At 71.0% G+C, this 14,051-nt stretch carries 15 protein-coding genes; 5 read left to right on the forward strand and 10 right to left on the reverse strand.

What is annotated here, in order from left to right; genetic code table 11:
- Positions 1-206 precede the first annotated feature (206 nt).
- On the forward strand, positions 207-1,847 hold the full coding sequence (locus ACF088_RS07145; RefSeq protein WP_392374382.1) for an alpha/beta hydrolase: 1,641 nt from the start codon (positions 207-209) through the stop codon (positions 1,845-1,847).
- 173 nt (positions 1,848-2,020) lie between these two features.
- On the opposite strand, the gene ACF088_RS07150 is transcribed toward ACF088_RS07145, so the two are convergent.
- The 3 genes from ACF088_RS07150 to ACF088_RS07160 all read right to left on the reverse strand — a co-directional run bounded on the left by ACF088_RS07150 (position 2,021) and on the right by ACF088_RS07160 (position 4,864).
- Positions 2,021-2,845, reverse strand: a complete 825-nt coding sequence (locus ACF088_RS07150; RefSeq protein WP_392374383.1) for a TIGR02452 family protein — start codon at positions 2,843-2,845, stop codon at positions 2,021-2,023.
- 147 nt (positions 2,846-2,992) lie between these two features.
- Entirely contained in the window at positions 2,993-4,045 is a 1,053-nt protein-coding gene (locus ACF088_RS07155) for an NAD-dependent epimerase/dehydratase family protein (RefSeq protein WP_392374384.1), read from the reverse strand.
- A 90-nt stretch (positions 4,046-4,135) separates the two neighbouring features.
- Positions 4,136-4,864, reverse strand: a complete 729-nt coding sequence (locus ACF088_RS07160; protein WP_392374385.1) for a lysophospholipid acyltransferase family protein — start codon at positions 4,862-4,864, stop codon at positions 4,136-4,138.
- 149 nt (positions 4,865-5,013) lie between these two features.
- Between ACF088_RS07160 and ACF088_RS07165 the strand changes: the two genes are divergently transcribed.
- Positions 5,014-5,955, forward strand: a complete 942-nt coding sequence (locus ACF088_RS07165) for an amidohydrolase family protein (RefSeq protein WP_392374386.1) — start codon at positions 5,014-5,016, stop codon at positions 5,953-5,955.
- Here the strand turns inward: ACF088_RS07165 and ACF088_RS07170 are convergent.
- Positions 5,936-6,115: a hypothetical protein gene (locus tag ACF088_RS07170; protein ID WP_392374387.1), complete on the reverse strand. Its 180-nt coding sequence runs from the start codon at positions 6,113-6,115 to the stop codon at positions 5,936-5,938. The genes ACF088_RS07165 and ACF088_RS07170 overlap by 20 nt on opposite strands.
- Positions 6,116-6,220: 105 nt before the next feature.
- On the opposite strand from ACF088_RS07170, the gene ACF088_RS07175 reads away from it, so the two are divergent.
- Positions 6,221-6,910 carry a hypothetical protein gene (locus tag ACF088_RS07175; protein WP_392374388.1) on the forward strand — a complete coding sequence of 230 codons (690 nt, stop codon included), beginning with the start codon at positions 6,221-6,223 and terminating at the stop codon, positions 6,908-6,910.
- Positions 6,911-7,404: 494 nt separating this feature from the next.
- Positions 7,405-7,839 (forward strand): SSI family serine proteinase inhibitor, encoded by a 435-nt coding sequence (locus tag ACF088_RS07180; RefSeq protein WP_392374389.1) that lies wholly within the window; start codon positions 7,405-7,407, stop codon positions 7,837-7,839.
- Positions 7,840-7,970: 131 nt separating this feature from the next.
- On the opposite strand, the gene ACF088_RS07185 is transcribed toward ACF088_RS07180, so the two are convergent.
- The 5 genes from ACF088_RS07185 to ACF088_RS07205 form a co-directional block, all read right to left on the reverse strand.
- Positions 7,971-8,129 (reverse strand): hypothetical protein, encoded by a 159-nt coding sequence (locus ACF088_RS07185; RefSeq protein ID WP_392374390.1) that lies wholly within the window; start codon positions 8,127-8,129, stop codon positions 7,971-7,973.
- 103 nt (positions 8,130-8,232) lie between these two features.
- Positions 8,233-9,192, reverse strand: a complete 960-nt coding sequence (locus tag ACF088_RS07190) for a cytochrome c oxidase assembly protein (protein WP_392374391.1) — start codon at positions 9,190-9,192, stop codon at positions 8,233-8,235.
- Positions 9,193-9,334: 142 nt separating this feature from the next.
- Entirely contained in the window at positions 9,335-10,360 is a 1,026-nt protein-coding gene (locus ACF088_RS07195; protein WP_392374392.1) for a 6-phosphofructokinase, read from the reverse strand.
- A gap of 191 nt (positions 10,361-10,551) precedes the next feature.
- Positions 10,552-11,280 (reverse strand): type 1 glutamine amidotransferase, encoded by a 729-nt coding sequence (locus ACF088_RS07200; RefSeq protein WP_086716724.1) that lies wholly within the window; start codon positions 11,278-11,280, stop codon positions 10,552-10,554.
- A gap of 38 nt (positions 11,281-11,318) precedes the next feature.
- Positions 11,319-12,557 (reverse strand): MurT ligase domain-containing protein, encoded by a 1,239-nt coding sequence (locus tag ACF088_RS07205; protein ID WP_392374393.1) that lies wholly within the window; start codon positions 12,555-12,557, stop codon positions 11,319-11,321.
- A 185-nt stretch (positions 12,558-12,742) separates the two neighbouring features.
- Between ACF088_RS07205 and def the strand changes: the two genes are divergently transcribed.
- The gene (gene def / locus ACF088_RS07210) at positions 12,743-13,300 is read left to right on the forward strand and encodes a peptide deformylase (protein WP_392374394.1); all 558 of its coding nucleotides are present in this window, start codon (positions 12,743-12,745) and stop codon (positions 13,298-13,300) included.
- 37 nt (positions 13,301-13,337) lie between these two features.
- On the opposite strand, the gene ACF088_RS07215 is transcribed toward def, so the two are convergent.
- Positions 13,338-13,985, reverse strand: coding sequence for a TetR family transcriptional regulator (locus tag ACF088_RS07215; RefSeq protein ID WP_129297914.1), 648 nt, complete (start codon positions 13,983-13,985; stop codon positions 13,338-13,340).
- Positions 13,986-14,051: the final 66 nt, after the last annotated feature.

A 14,051-nucleotide genomic window follows, 5' to 3' on the forward strand; every position in this document is an offset into this window, starting at 1 on the left:
CGCCGGCGAAGCACCCGCCGCTCTCCCCGGCCGAGCGGACGTCCGCACGCCCACGGGCCGCCTCCGACGCCGGCGAAAAAAACCTACAGGTTGGTAAAGAAGTGTGGGTCAGGCCTGTTCAGGAGGGAGGCCACACGTCAGGATCCCTCCGTAAGTCTGTGAACCATCCCGCCACAAGCGCATACCTCGCAGGGGGAATCAGCCACGTGAGAAGAACAGCAGCGCTCGGCGCCGCAGGCACCCTGGTGACCGGCGCGCTCCTCGCCGGAGCGATAGCCGCCACGCCCGCCAGTGCGGGCGACAAGCACCAGCGCGGTTCTGCCGAAGCGCGCGGTGTGGCGATCGCCGCAGCGCGCGCGGCCAAGAAGGGCATCAACTGGCAGGACTGCCCCGCTGATTGGGGCCTCAAATCGCCCATCCAGTGCGGCTATGTCACCGTCCCGGTCGACTACGCACGGCCCAACGGCCGTACGATCAAGATCGCGGTGGACCGGGCCGTCAGCACCGGCAGCAAGAAGGAACGTCAGGGCGCCCTCGTCTACAACCCTGGCGGCCCCGGCGGTTCGGGCATGAGGTTCCCGGCCCGCATCACCACCAAGAACGCCCTGTGGGCCAAGACCGCCAAGGCGTACGACTTTGTCGGCTTCGACCCCCGGGGCGTGGGCCACTCCGCGCCGATCTCCTGCATGAACCCGCAGGAGTTCGTCAAGGCGCCCAAGGCCGACCCGGTGCCGGGCAGCGAGGCCGACAAGCTCGCCCAGCGCAAGCTCGCCAAGGAGTACGCCGACGGGTGCGCCGAGCGCAGCGGCGGTCTGCTGCCGTACATGACGACCAAGAACACCGTCCGCGACCTCGATGTGATCCGTGCCGGGCTCGGGGAGAGGAAACTCAACTACCTGGGTGTTTCCTACGGCACCTACCTGGGCGCCGTCTACGGAACGCTCTTCCCGAATCACGTGCGCCGGATGCTCGTCGACAGCGTCGTCGACCCGGCCCGCGAGAACATCTGGTACCAGGCCAACCTCGACCAGGACGTCGCCTTCGAGACCCGTTGGGGCGACTGGAAGAAGTGGGTCGCCAAGAACGACGCCACGTACCACATCGGTGCCACCCCCGAGAAGGTTCAGGCGGCGTGGGAGAAGCTGCGTGCGACCGCCAAGAAGAACCCCATCAGCGGTGTCGTCGGCCCCGCCGAACTGACCGGCTTTTTCCAGAACGCGCCGTACTACGACTCCATGTGGGCCTCGGTCGCCGAGGTCTGGAGCGCGTACCTCTCCGGTGACACCAAGCCGCTGGTGGAGAACGCCGGTCCGAACCTCCTGGATCTCGGGGGCAACATCTCGGCGGAGAACGGCAATGCCGTCTACACGGCCGTCGAGTGCAATGACACCAAGTGGCCCACCAGCTGGCAGAAGTGGGACCGCGACAACACTCGCATCCACCAGCAGGCACCGTTCATGACCTGGTCCAACGCCTGGATGAACCTGCCCTGCGCCACCTGGCCGGTCAAGCAGCAGCGACCGGTCGAGGTCCGGACCGGCAAGGGTCTACCGAGTGTCCTGATCGTGCAGAGCACCCGTGATGCGGCCACGCCGTACGGCGGCGCGGTCGAGCTGCACCACCGTTTCAAGGGCTCGCGTCTGATCACCGAGCGGGACGCCGGATCGCACGGTGTCACCGGTCAGGTCAACGCCTGCATCAACGACCGGGTCGACGCGTACTTCCTGGAAGGGAAGACCGACGCCAAGGACGTGACCTGCGCTCCGCACGCCACGCCCCAGCCGAGCACGGCGAAGGCGAAGGCCGCCGCCAAGGGCGCCTCCGACCTTCCGGGCGCTCCCTGGTAACCGCGGGAAACGCGCCGGCATGGCACGCCGGCATGGCACGACGGCATGACATGACGGCATGACATGACGGCACCAGGGGCGGCCGGGAATCCTCCCGGCCGCCCCTTTCGTCGCCGGCCCGCGAGGGCGCTCGGACCTCTCGGCCCGGCTTGCCCCTCACCCCCCGTCACCGCTTACGCCGGAAACACCGCGGAGAAGGCGGCCCTGGTGGGGGAGTCCTCCCGGCGGTCCAGCACGGCGAACACAATGCGGTCGAACCAGCCGGTGAACCGGCCGCCGACCAGCAGCGCGGCCGCGAATGCCCGTGCCACCTCGGCCGGTTCATTGCGGAACACTCCGCAGCCCCAGGCGCCGAGCACCAGCTGACGGTGCCCGCCGGCCGCCGCGACTTCCAGCACCCGCTCCGCACGCACCGCCAGTGCCGCCGCCACCCGGCCCGTCTCGGCCGGCCGCTGCCGCGCGATCACCCCCGCGTTCGGCGCGGCGGCCGTCAGAAAGCCCGCCTCGTACGGCGCATCGAGCAAGGTGCCACGGTCGTCGCGGAAGACCGGTACACCGGGGGAGAGGATCACCCGGTCGCTGTAGAACGGGCTCGGATCCGCCCGGTGAGCGGCGTAGAAGTCCGGGGCCGCACGCACACAGGTGTAGAGCGCCGACCCCCGGCACAGCGCCTCCTCCTGGGCCTGCGCACCGTTGAGATACCCGCCGCCGGGATTGCGCGCGGAGGCGAAATTCAGCACGGCGAGCGGCCCCTCGCCCGTTTCGGCCAGCCGCCGCCCGGCGGTCAGGCTGCCCTCCGCCGTCACTTCGAACACCGTGCGCACTCCCGGGGACGGCGCCTCCACGGGAACCGGCTGCGGTCCGTACAGCCGGGTCCCGGCCCGGGCCCGTCCGACCGCCGCCGCGATCTCCACCCGCCGTCCGCTCGGTGCGCGGTACGCACCCGCCGCGACGATCCGTTCCGTTTCCTGTGCCATGCCGCGCAGCCGGGCGCTCATCGTCGGCGCCCCCGTATCCGCTTCTTCATGGCGATCAAGGTACGGGCAGGCGGCCCGCCCCGCGATCGGATTTCGCCGTCCGCCGTCCGCCGTCCGCCGTCCGCCGTCCGCTGCCGCCTGCCGTCCGCCGCCTGTCCGCCGCTGTCCTCAGCCCTGCCGGCCCCGCCCTGCCAGCCAGCGGTCCTCGGCCGCATATCCGAACAGCTTCTCGTCCGGGTAGATGCCGGCCATCACCGGGAACACCTCCCACCAGTCGCGCCCCTTGATCCGGTCGGTCAGCCATTGCACCGTCTCCGGCAGCGACTCCTCGTACGTTGTCACCGCGTGGTAGCCCAACTCGCGCTCCGCCGCCGCCATGTCGTAGACGATGGGGTGCGGGCCCGACCACGGGGTATCGCCGACACCGGACGACAGCGGGGCGCCGTCCATCGCCACGATCTCGCTCCGGGGCGCACCCATCACGGCATCCACCGCCGCCGAGATCCCGGCGACCGTCGGCGCCTGCGGATCTCCCGTGTTGAGCACCCGTGAGCCCGGCCGGCGAGCCGCCAGCCGGACCAGCTCCGCGAGGTTGTCCACATGCACGGGATGGAAGCGGCTGCCGCCGTAGGCGAGCACCCGCACCCGGCGCCCGTCCAGCACCCGCTTGACGAAGTACAGCTCACGGGGCAGGGGACTGTACGGCCCGTGAATGGCGCCGGCCCGCAGCAGGGTCACCGGCAGCCGGTCGCCCTGCGCCAGCAACGCCTGCTCCAGGGCGACCTTGCGGGTGCTGTAGTTCTCGTCACCGGGAGGCACGGTCGGCTGGGACTCCGGGAGCGGCACCGGATAGGCCGGGGCGCCGTCCGGCTCGCCCATGGTGGCGAAACTGCGTCCTCGGCCGTCCGCGTACACCGCGCCGCTGGAAATCACCACCGCCGAACCGATCCGGTCCGCCAACGCGGTCAACTGCTGTGCGTGCGCCGCCCCGTACGCCACACAGTCCAGCAGCACGTCACAGCCCTCGCCGATCAGGGCGGCCAGCGCCGCATCGTCCTCCCGGTCCACCGCCACCGCGCGGACGTCCTCGGGCCAGGAGTCATCGCGCCCGCCGCGCCGGGATGCGGCCCGCACCTCCCAGCCGTCCCGCGCCAGGGCCCGTACCGCCGCCCGCCCGATCTGTCCGCTCGCCCCGATCACCACTGCGCTGCCTGAGGTCATGGCCGGACCCTATGGACCGTCAGCCGGCCGTGGCAGTGCAGTTCGCCCACGGCACAAGGAGATCGCCGGGGGAGAAGGCCGGCCGGCCGCTCAGTCCGCGGGCTCCTTGCCGTGCCCGCGCCGTCCGTGCGCCCGCGCCTGTGCCTGCGCCGCGGCCTTGGCCTCGCCCGCATAGGTGTCGACGTACTCCTGACCGGACAGGGTGAGGATCGCGTACATGATCTCGTCGGTGACGGCACGCAGCGCCATGCGTTCGTCCTCCAGCCCGGCATAGCGCGAGAAGTCCAGCGGCGCGCCGAAGCGGATGGTGATCCGCATGATGCGCGGCAGCCGCCGGCCCGTCGGCTGTGCCTCGAAGGTGCCGATCATCGCGCACGGCACCACCGGCACCCCGGCCTTGATGGCCATCGAGGCGACGCCGGTCCGGCCCTTGTAGAGCCGGCCGTCGTGCGAGCGGGTGCCTTCCGGATAGATGCCCAGCAGCCGGCCCTTGCGCAGGACGGCGAGCCCCGAAGAGACCGCCGCCTGTGAGGCACGGCCCCCGGACCGGTCCACCGGAATCTGCCCGACACCCCGGAAGAAAGCCGCGGTCAGCCGCCCCTTCAGACCCGGCCCGGTGAAGTACTCGGCCTTGGCCAGAAACGTCACCCGGCGCGGGACGATCGCCGGCATCACGAAGTGATCGGCGAACGACAGATGATTGCCCGCGATGATCGCCGCGCCTTCCTCCGGCACATGAGCGAGCCCCTCGATCCTCGGCCGGAACACCAGCCGCAGCAACGGCCCGAGCAGCAGGTACTTCAGCACCTGGTAGAGCACAGGACAGCTCCCCCTTTCGTCAGCTCAGGCACCTCGTCCCCCCGTCGGCGAAGAGGTCCACTGCGGACGGCGGGTGATGGCGTACCCCAGGCTGTTGCCCCGTACGGCCCCGGTGGACACGCCAGGGCCCCGGCGGGAAGCTGAAGGGGATGCGGACCGATGTGCACGCTCACCTGTGGAGCGAGGCCTACCTCCGGCTCCTGGAGTCCTACGGACGCCGGGACGCCGCCGCGCACCGGGGCCTGGGGGCCGGGGACAGCGCCCGGGAGCTGGACGCCCGGTTCGCCATGAACGACGCGGCCGGGATCGACCACCAGATCCTGTCCGTGTCGCCCCAGGGCCCGTACTTCGCGGACGCCGGCCAGGCGGTCACGGCCGCCCGGCACGCCAATGACCACTACGCCGGCCTGGTCCGCGACTGGCCCACTCGGTTCTCCGCCTTCGCCGCGCTCCCGCTGCCTCACCTGGACGCGTCCCTGGAGGAACTGGCCCGCGCGCTCGGCGAACTCGGCATGGCGGGCGTCGGCGTCACCACCGATGTCCTGGGCCGCAGCCTCGGCGACCCGGCCTTCACCCCGCTCTTCGAGGAACTCGACCGGCGTGGCGGCGTCCTGTCCCTGCACCCCTCGGGCCATGACGCCGGATCACCCTTGATCGCCGCACACCGGATGCGCTGGATGGTCGGCGCGCCGACGGAGGACACCATCTGCGCGATGCACCTCATCCTGGAGGGAATTCCGCGCCGTTTTCCCCGTCTGCGGATCATTCACTCCCATCTCGGCGGCGCCCTGCCGATGCTGCTGCCCCGCGCCGACGACCACCTCCCCTGGGAGGCACCGGAGGTCGTGGAGAAGCCCACCGAGGCGGCCCGCCGGATGTGGTACGACACCGTCGCGCACGGCCATGTCCCGGCCGTGCGCGCCGCAGCCGACTCCTACGGCGCGGACCGGCTGCTGCTCGGCACCGACTTCCCCTATCAGAGCGGTCAACAGCTGCGCCGGGCCGTCTCGTTCATCGAGGAAGCCCTTCCACCCGAGCAGGCCGGGCAGGTGCTGACAGCGGGGGCCCGGCTCAGCCGACGGTCGCGGTGAACTCCTCGCTCCGGGGGAGTTCTTCGTAGAAACGCCTGGGTTCTTCCATGGCGCCGAGCTGTCCGAAGAGGACGCCGGTCAGCAGCCGCGGATCGCATGCGGCACGCGCACCGGGACATCCTCGTATCCCCTCGTTTCCTTCCGCCGGCCGCTTTGGCATCCGCGGACAACTTTCAACTCGCCTTGAATTCGGACGGGTTGACTCGCCGTATTGCCCGGAGACCGAGCCTGAACCCACGTTCCAGGCCGAGGACAGGAGTCAGAGATGTCCCGGAAGAAGAGAGTCGGCAAGCGTCAGAAGATCGTCATCTGCGTGAGCGCCGCCGCGCTGGTCGGCGGCCTCGCCATCGCCACCGCGGGCACCAGCCAGGCATCCGTGGCGTGCGACGGACTGGCCACCGCCCTGCGCAACAACGAGAAGTTCATCGCCGACCAGCAGGCGCATCCGGACGCCCAGTCCGCGGCACGGATCGCCAACCGCCAGGCCGTGATCAAGGAGATCCAGGTCAAGCAGAAAGCCGCCGGCTGCTCCGGTGGGCAGGGCGGGGATGACGCCGCGGGCGCTCCGCCGACGGGCAACGAGCCGCCCGCCTCCAGCGCCCCGCCCGCCTCGGAGGCACCGCAGGGGTCAGCGGACCCGTCCGCCTCCGGCGACGCCTCCGCTTCTGCGGCCCCGCCGGCCTCGGACGACCCGCCGGCCGCCGGCGGCGATGTGGTCTGCGCCGGCTCGACGGTGACCCTCTCCGGCGAGGGCGGGGCCCCGGCGGCATCCAGCAACCAGTTCCCCACCGGGACCAAGCTGAAGGTGACCAACCTGGACAACAACAAGTCGACGACGGTTTCGGTGACGTCGACCTCGGGCAGCTGCGCCCTGCTCAACAACGCGGCCTTCGAGCAGGTGCGCGAGGAGGGGAAGTTCCTGATCCGCAACGCCCGTATCGAGCGCGTGGGGTAATCCCGGTCCGGGTGGCCGGCAGCGGAGACGCCTCCTCCGCTGCCGGCCACCCTTGTCTCCAGGGCGGCAATCTGTCTCCAGGGCGGCAATCGAAGGTCCGTACGGGCGACCTCGCGGCGTGGCCGCTTGCCCGCCGGGACCCGGCGAGGTGGCCTGGGGGCCTGTCTTCAACGTCCCGTCGCTCGCCCGTAGGGCGGGCCTCGCGGTGCCTGGTGCACTGCACTCGCTGCGCTCGCCCCGTCTCGGCTCCTCATGTGGGCCGGTGGATGCCGAGCGCGATCGCAAGGCGGAGGGTCGTCCCGGCACTGGGTGTACCGGGACGATCCGACAATGCGGATGGGGGTCCCCCCCGCGCCGTTCAGGCGTGGGGGAGTGCGTGCCAGGCACCGCGAGGCAGACGGGACTTTGAAGACAGGCCCCCAGGGCCGCCGGGCGCCACGCGTCGCCGTCAGGCTCCCGCAGGCGATCCTCAACGAGCTTCCCAGGAGACACCGATGCCCGTGAGCCCTCGACGCCGATCCATCCATGCCACCTTGACCGGGAGCGTCTCCGCGCTCGCCGCCCTGTCCGCCGCCCTGCTCGGCACGCTCTCCGCCGGCCCGGCCCAGGCCGACGAGCCGCCGGCCGCCGATCAGGGTCTCTTGCTGACGGTGTCCGGGGCCGGCAACACCTGGAGCCGGGGGGTGCGGCTCAGCTGCCCGGACATCCACGGCAGACATCCGCACGCGGTCGCCGCCTGCGACGCGCTGACCTGGGCGCGCGGGAACCTGGACGCACTGCCCGGCCACCCGCAGGCCTGCACCAGGGAGTACGACCCGATGACCGCCTCTGCGGTCGGCACCTGGCACGGCATCCAGGTGAACTGGCACAAGGTGTTCCCCAACGCCTGCACCATGGACTCCGCGACCGGGCCGTTGTTCCGCTTCTGACGCCGCCGAGGCGGTGCGCCCGCCCCTCCTCCCGCCGCGCCGACCGCCTCGGACCGGCCGCGCTGCCAACACGCCGATCAGACCGGCCGCGCTGATCAGACCGGCCGCGCTGATCAGACCGGCCGCGCTGATCAGACCGGCCGCGCCGCCACCATGCCGATCGTCACCAGAGCCAGCACCACCCAGGAGAACCAGAGCCAGCCATTGGCGCCCATTGCCACGGTGTAGGCGGTCGCCACCACCAGCCCGCCCACCGTGCACACGGCCATCGTCCTAGCAGATCCGGGCATACCCGCAGCCTCCTCATGCGGCCCGGTACGCCATGCCACGGGCCGCGGCCATGGGACCATCGTCCCCGGCCGCGGCCCGTACCGCCAGAGCGGTGACCGCTCGTCATCGGCTCCGTGCGTGGAGCGAGGCGAGGTAGGCGTTGTAGTCGGCCAGATCCTTGTCGCCGTTGCGGTCGGCGGCCCGGTCCGCGCGCTGCGACTGACGCTCCTCGGACTTGCGCCACTGGAAGACCAGGGCGATCAGCACCACCACGGAGGGGATCTCGCTGAAGGCCCAGGCGATACCGCCGGCCGCCGACTGGTCGGACAGCGCTTCGATCCCCAGTGAGGACGGCGGGTGCAGGAAGGTGTCGACCATCGGCTCGCTGGCCATCATCAGGGCGATACCGAAGAAGGCGTGGAACGGCATGCCCGCGAACAGCTCCAGGATCCGCATCACATGGCCCGGCCGGTGCGGTCCCGGGTCGACGCCCATGATCGGCCAGAAGAACACCATGCCGACCGCGAGGAAGTGCACCATCATCCCGATGTGCCCGGCCCGGGACTCCATCAGGAAGTCGAACAGCGGCGTGAAGTAGAGCGCGTAGAGGCTCGCGATGAACAGCGGGATGGTGAACGCCGGGTGCGTGATGATCCGCAGGTAGCGGCTCTGCAGCAGTGCCACCAGCAGCTCGCGCGGTCCCTTGCGGCCGCGCCCGGCGGTCGGCAGCGCGCGCAGTGCCAGCGTCACCGGCGCCCCGAGCAGCAGCAGGATCGGCGAGAGCATGCTGATGACCATGTGCTGGACCATGTGCACACTGAACATCGCCATGCCGTAGTCGTTGAGCTTGGTGCACATCACCAGCGCCACCGTCACCACGCCCAGGGCCCAGGCGACGGTCCTGCCCACCGGCCAGGCGTCACCCCGCCGCCGTAGCCGGATCACCGCCCAGCCGTACAGGCCGAGTCCCAGCAGACAGCCGACGAGAAAGAACGGATCACCACCGAACTCCAGGCCCCGCGCCAGCGTGAACGGCGGCAGATCCATGTTCATGCCGTCCATGCCGTGCCCGCTGTGATCCATCCGCTCGCTCCTGATTCGTACCAATGCTCCGGCGACAAGACTAGAACCGCCCCCGGCCGGGCCATGCGGCAGGGCCGCATAGCGGTGCAGTGGCCGGGGGCGGTTCGTGCAGTACGAAACTATCGCGCTGAGGTCAGCAGAGTCACAGCACGCACTCGGCCTCGTCGTAGCGCTCCGCGGGCACCGTCTTGAGCGTCTCCACGGCCTCGGCCAGCGGCACCAGTGTGATGTCGGTGCCGCGCAGCGCCGTCATCATCCCGAAGTCGCCGCGGTGCGCGGCCTCGACGGCGTGCCAGCCGAAGCGGGTCGCGAGCACCCGGTCGTACGCGGTCGGAGTGCCGCCGCGCTGGACGTGCCCGAGGATCACCGGACGGGCCTCCTTGCCGAGGCGGTCCTCCAGTTCCACGGAGAGCTGCCGGGCGACACCGGCGAACCGCTCGTGGCCGTACACGTCCTTGCCGCCGATGTCGAAGGACATGGTGCCCTCGCGCGGCTTGGCGCCCTCGGCGACGACCACGATCGCGAACTTCTTGCCGGCCTCGAACCGCTCGGCGACCCGTGCGGTCAGCTCGTCGATGTCGAAGGGCCGCTCCGGCACGACGATGGCGTGCGCACCGGCCGCCATCCCCGAGTGCAGCGCGATCCAGCCGGTGTGCCGCCCCATCACCTCGACGATCATCACCCGCTGGTGCGACTCGGCGGTGGTCTTGAGCCGGTCCAGCGCCTCGGTGGCCACGCCCACCGCGGTGTCGAAGCCGAACGTGACATCCGTGACGGCGATGTCGTTGTCGATGGTCTTCGGTACGCCGACGATCGGCAGCCCGGCGTCCGACAGCAGCCGCGCCGCCTTCAGCGTGCCCTCGCCGCCGATCGGGATGATCGCGTCCAGGCCCAGCTCGGCGACGTGGCCGCGGGCCCGCTCCACGCCGTCCCGCAGATGGGCGGGCTGTACCCGCGAGGACCCCAGGATGGTGCCGCCGCGCGCCAGGATGCCGCCGACGGCGTCGAGGTCGAGCTTGCGGTAATCGCCCTCCAGCAGGCCCTTCCAGCCGTCACGGAAGCCGATCACCTCATCGCCGTGATCGGCGGTGGCGCGGTGGACGACGGAGCGGATGACGGCGTTGAGGCCGGGGCAGTCGCCGCCGGAGGTGAGTACACCAATACGCATTGCTCGAAAAACCCTCTGCAACTCAACCGGGGGCCCGGACCCCGTCGTCCGGTTGGATTCCGCTCACCCTACAAGCGCGGGGCCGCCGGGCACACGTACGCCCGCAGTGCGGGACTGCGGGCGTACGAAAAGGGGTGAATTCCGGCAGGTGTGATATATCGGCGAACCACCCGAACCGGGAGGAAGCGGTATCAAGCAGGCTGGGTCGCCGCGGCGATCCGCTCCTGGCGCAACGCCTCGTACCAGCGGTCCTCGACCGGAGGCAGCGCATTGACATCCAGCGCCAGCTTGATCAGCAGATCGGCGATATGCGGATTGCGCGCCATCACCGGCCCGTGCATGTACGTACCGAAGACGGTGTCGTTCCATGCGCCCTCGTAGCCGTCACCGACGCCGTTGCCCTTGCCGAACCGCACCTTGGCGAACGGCCGGGCGGTCTTGCCCAGGTGCGTGACGCCCTGGTGGTTCTCGAAGCCGGTCAGCGGCGGCAGCCCCAACTGCGGGTCGATATCGGCGAGTACGTCGCCGACACAGCGCTCGGCCTCGCCGCGGGTGCTGACCACGTCCAGCAGCCCCAGGCCCTCCTGCCGCTCGCCGAGGTCATTGATGAACTCATGACCCAGGATCTGGTACCCGGCGCAGACCGAGAAGACGATCGCGCCGTTGGAGACCGCGCGGCTCAGCCCGCCGTCGCGGATCAGCCGCTCGGAGGCCAGCCGCTGCGGCCGGTCCTCGCCGCCGCCGATCAGATAGATGTCGCCGGAGGTGGGAATCTGCTGGTCGGACCGTACGTCCAGGCGCTGGACGTCCAGGCCGCGCTGGCGCGCCCGCCGCTCCACCACCAGGGCGTTGCCCTGGTCGCCGTACGTGCTCAGCAGGTCCGGGTAGATCCACACCAGGCGCAGGCTGTTGTCACTCATGCTCGCTCGTCCTTGTCCCTCACGTCGGTGGACCGCATTCAGTTGCCCACGCGCCGGCGCAGGTCCTGGAAGGCCGTGTAGTTGGCGATGACCTCGATCCGTCCGGGCGGCGCCATCCCCACCGCCTCGTCGAGGCTCTCGCACACATGGAAGTCCAGGCCCGCGACCTCCAGGCGCACCGCCAGGTCCAGCTTGCGGTCGCCGAGCACGAAGAGCGGGTGCCCGGCCAGCCGGGTGTAGTCGACGTCCCACAGCCAGGAGGTGTCCGTGCCGTCCGCGCCGCGGGCGTTCACCGACATGATCACCGGGGTCGGCGGCGGGTCGATCAGCGAGAACGTCTCCAGCCAGCCGGCCGGGTTCTTCGCCAGCAGCAGCCGCAGCTCCCGCTCCATGAACGTGACCACGTCATAGCGGCCGGCCACCGCCTGCACCGAGAACATCCGCTCCAGGGCCACCTGCGGCGGCACCCCGAAGGCGGCGGCGACCGCGGCGGACGTGGTGGCGTTCGCCTTGTTGGCGCGCCCCGGCAGCTGCAGCTTGATCGGCCAGGCGCTGCCGTGCGGGTCGAGCACATGGTCGCCGGAGAGCGCCCAGCTCGGCGTCGGGCGGCGGAAGCCGCACTCGCCGCAGAACCAGTCGTCGCTCGGCCGCTGCATCACACCACCGCACGAGGGGCAGGACCAGGCGTCGTCCTTCCACTCCTGCCCGGCTGCGACCCACACCACATTCGCGGACGACGAGGCCGCCCACACGATCAGCGGGTCGTCCGCGTTGGCGATGATCAGGGCCTTGGAACCGGCCAGGCCCTCACGCCAGTGCTCGGCCAGCATCCGGGTCTCCGCGGCGCGGTCGAGCTGGTCGCGCGAGAGGTTCAGCAGCGCTATGGCCTTCGGCGTCACATCGCGTGCCACGCCGGCGAGGTACTTCTCGTCCACCTCGATGACGCCGTACTTGGCGTCCGATCCACCGGCCAGCGCGGAGGTGATGCCCGCCGGCATGTTGGCGCCGAGCGCGTTGGAGACCACCGGACCACTGGCCCGCAGGGCCTCCGCGATCAGTCGCGTCGTGGTCGTCTTGCCGTTGGTCGCCGACACCAGGATGACGTCCAAGTGCCGTGCCAGCCGCGCCAGCAGGTCGGGGTCGAGCTTGAGCGCCACCCGGCCACCGATCACCGATCCGCTGCCGCGGCCCGCCGCGCGCGACACCGCCGCCGCGGCCTTGCCCGCCGTCACGGCCAGCTTGGCCCGCGGCGACAGCGGCTCCGTGTTGCCTGCCATCGTCCTTGATCCTCCTTGCATCCGGCGCCCGCCTGCCCTGAGGCTGCCGGTGGAACGCTTCCTCCGCAGCCGATGACCGGCCGAGGCTTCGGTCGGGGATCAGCCTATCGAGATCCGGCGCCGGGCCCGAACCCCGCCACCCGTCCGGCGACATCCCGGGCGTGCCGGACCGTACCCTTACCCCCATGCCTCCCCGCACGATCCCCGGCACTTCCGGCCGGGTCCGCCCGCTCCGCCTGCTCGGCGATCCGGCCCTGACCGAGCCCTGCCGGGAGGTCACCGCCTTCGACGGCGAGCTGGCCCGGCTGGTCGAGGACATGTACGCGACGATGTACGCCGCGCACGGTGTGGGCCTCGCCGCCAATCAGATCGGCGTCCCGCTGCGGGTCTTCGTCTACGACTGCCCCGACGACGAGGACCGCCGCCATCTCGGGCATCTCGTCAACCCGCGGCTCGTCGAGGCCGACGGCCCGGTCTTCCGCGGGCCCGAGGGCTGTCTCTCGCTCCCCGGCATCGAGGCCGGCACCCCGCGCCACGACCACACCGTCGTGACCGGGTTCGACGTCACCGGCGAGCCCAGGACCGTGACCGGCACCGGCTTCTTCGCCCGCTGCCTCCAGCACGAGTGCGACCACCTCGACGGCGGGCTGTACCTCGACCACCTCACCGGGCTGCGCCGCCGCCGGGCGCTGCGCGCGGCGGCCAGGGCCCCGTGGGCCGCGACGGCGGCGCCCGGCCGCTGAACGGCCGGGCGCCGCCCGTCGTCTCACCCTCCGGCGCTCAGAAGCCGGGCCCGCCCTCGCGGTCCTCGACCGCGGCCAGCTGCCCCCAGAGCAGATCGGCCAGCTGGGTGACCAACTGCTCACGTGAACAAGGGCGTTCGCGCAGCCACCAGTCGCCTGCGCCGTGCATCATGCCGACGATGCCGTGGCCCCATACGCGTGCCGTCAGCTCGCCGCCCGGTCCCAGGTCGAGCCGGTCGGTGATCACCTTGGCCAGCTCCTCGCCGAGCCGCCGCAGCAGCGGTGCGGAGTGCCGCCCGACATCGAAGCCGGACTCCGATGCGTTGTCCCCGTCCGACGGGTGCATCAGGAAGCGGTACACCTGCGGCCGGGCCTCGATCGCGAGCAGGTAGGCGTCGAGAGTGGCCTCGACGCGGTCCCGGCGCAGGACGGGCGCGTCCAGCGCGGTCGCCAGATTGGCCAGCAAGGCATCGGTGTGCCGTACGGCGAGTGCGCGGTACAGACCGCCCTTGTCGCCGAAGTGCCGATAGAGGATCGGCTTGGTGATGCCGGCCTCGGCGGCGATGGCGTTCATCGATGCGTCCGGGCCGTCGCGCAGCACAATGCGCTCGGCGGCCTCCAGCAACTCCCGCCGTCTGCGCTCGGTCGCCGTCTGCTGGCGGCCGCTGTGCTCGGTGCTTTCCATGGTCGTGCTCCCCACCCTTGTGAATCTGTGGCGCTCGCGCAACGTAACACCCGATCTCCACGGCGA

The sequence above is a fragment of the Streptomyces sp. NPDC015125 genome (assembly GCF_043080045.1).
GTDB lineage: Bacteria > Actinomycetota > Actinomycetes > Streptomycetales > Streptomycetaceae > Streptomyces.

Excerpts from the sequence above, each read along its gene's own strand:
- ACF088_RS07205 (WP_392374393.1), bottom strand. The coding sequence starts at position 12,557 with ATGGCAGGCAACACGGAGCCGCTGTCGCCGCGGGCCAAGCTGGCCGTG.
- ACF088_RS07215 (WP_129297914.1), bottom strand. The coding sequence starts at position 13,985 with ATGGAAAGCACCGAGCACAGCGGCCGCCAGCAGACGGCGACCGAGCGC.
- ACF088_RS07180 (WP_392374389.1), top strand. The coding sequence starts at position 7,405 with ATGCCCGTGAGCCCTCGACGCCGATCCATCCATGCCACCTTGACCGGG.
- ACF088_RS07175 (WP_392374388.1), top strand. The coding sequence starts at position 6,221 with ATGTCCCGGAAGAAGAGAGTCGGCAAGCGTCAGAAGATCGTCATCTGC.
- def (WP_392374394.1), top strand. The coding sequence starts at position 12,743 with ATGCCTCCCCGCACGATCCCCGGCACTTCCGGCCGGGTCCGCCCGCTC.
- ACF088_RS07200 (WP_086716724.1), bottom strand. The coding sequence starts at position 11,280 with ATGAGTGACAACAGCCTGCGCCTGGTGTGGATCTACCCGGACCTGCTG.
- ACF088_RS07170 (WP_392374387.1), bottom strand. The coding sequence starts at position 6,115 with ATGCCAAAGCGGCCGGCGGAAGGAAACGAGGGGATACGAGGATGTCCC.
- ACF088_RS07185 (WP_392374390.1), bottom strand. The coding sequence starts at position 8,129 with ATGCCCGGATCTGCTAGGACGATGGCCGTGTGCACGGTGGGCGGGCTG.
- ACF088_RS07165 (WP_392374386.1), top strand. The coding sequence starts at position 5,014 with ATGCGGACCGATGTGCACGCTCACCTGTGGAGCGAGGCCTACCTCCGG.
- ACF088_RS07195 (WP_392374392.1), bottom strand. The coding sequence starts at position 10,360 with ATGCGTATTGGTGTACTCACCTCCGGCGGCGACTGCCCCGGCCTCAAC.
- ACF088_RS07155 (WP_392374384.1), bottom strand. The coding sequence starts at position 4,045 with ATGACCTCAGGCAGCGCAGTGGTGATCGGGGCGAGCGGACAGATCGGG.
- ACF088_RS07190 (WP_392374391.1), bottom strand. The coding sequence starts at position 9,192 with ATGGATCACAGCGGGCACGGCATGGACGGCATGAACATGGATCTGCCG.
- ACF088_RS07150 (WP_392374383.1), bottom strand. The coding sequence starts at position 2,845 with ATGAGCGCCCGGCTGCGCGGCATGGCACAGGAAACGGAACGGATCGTC.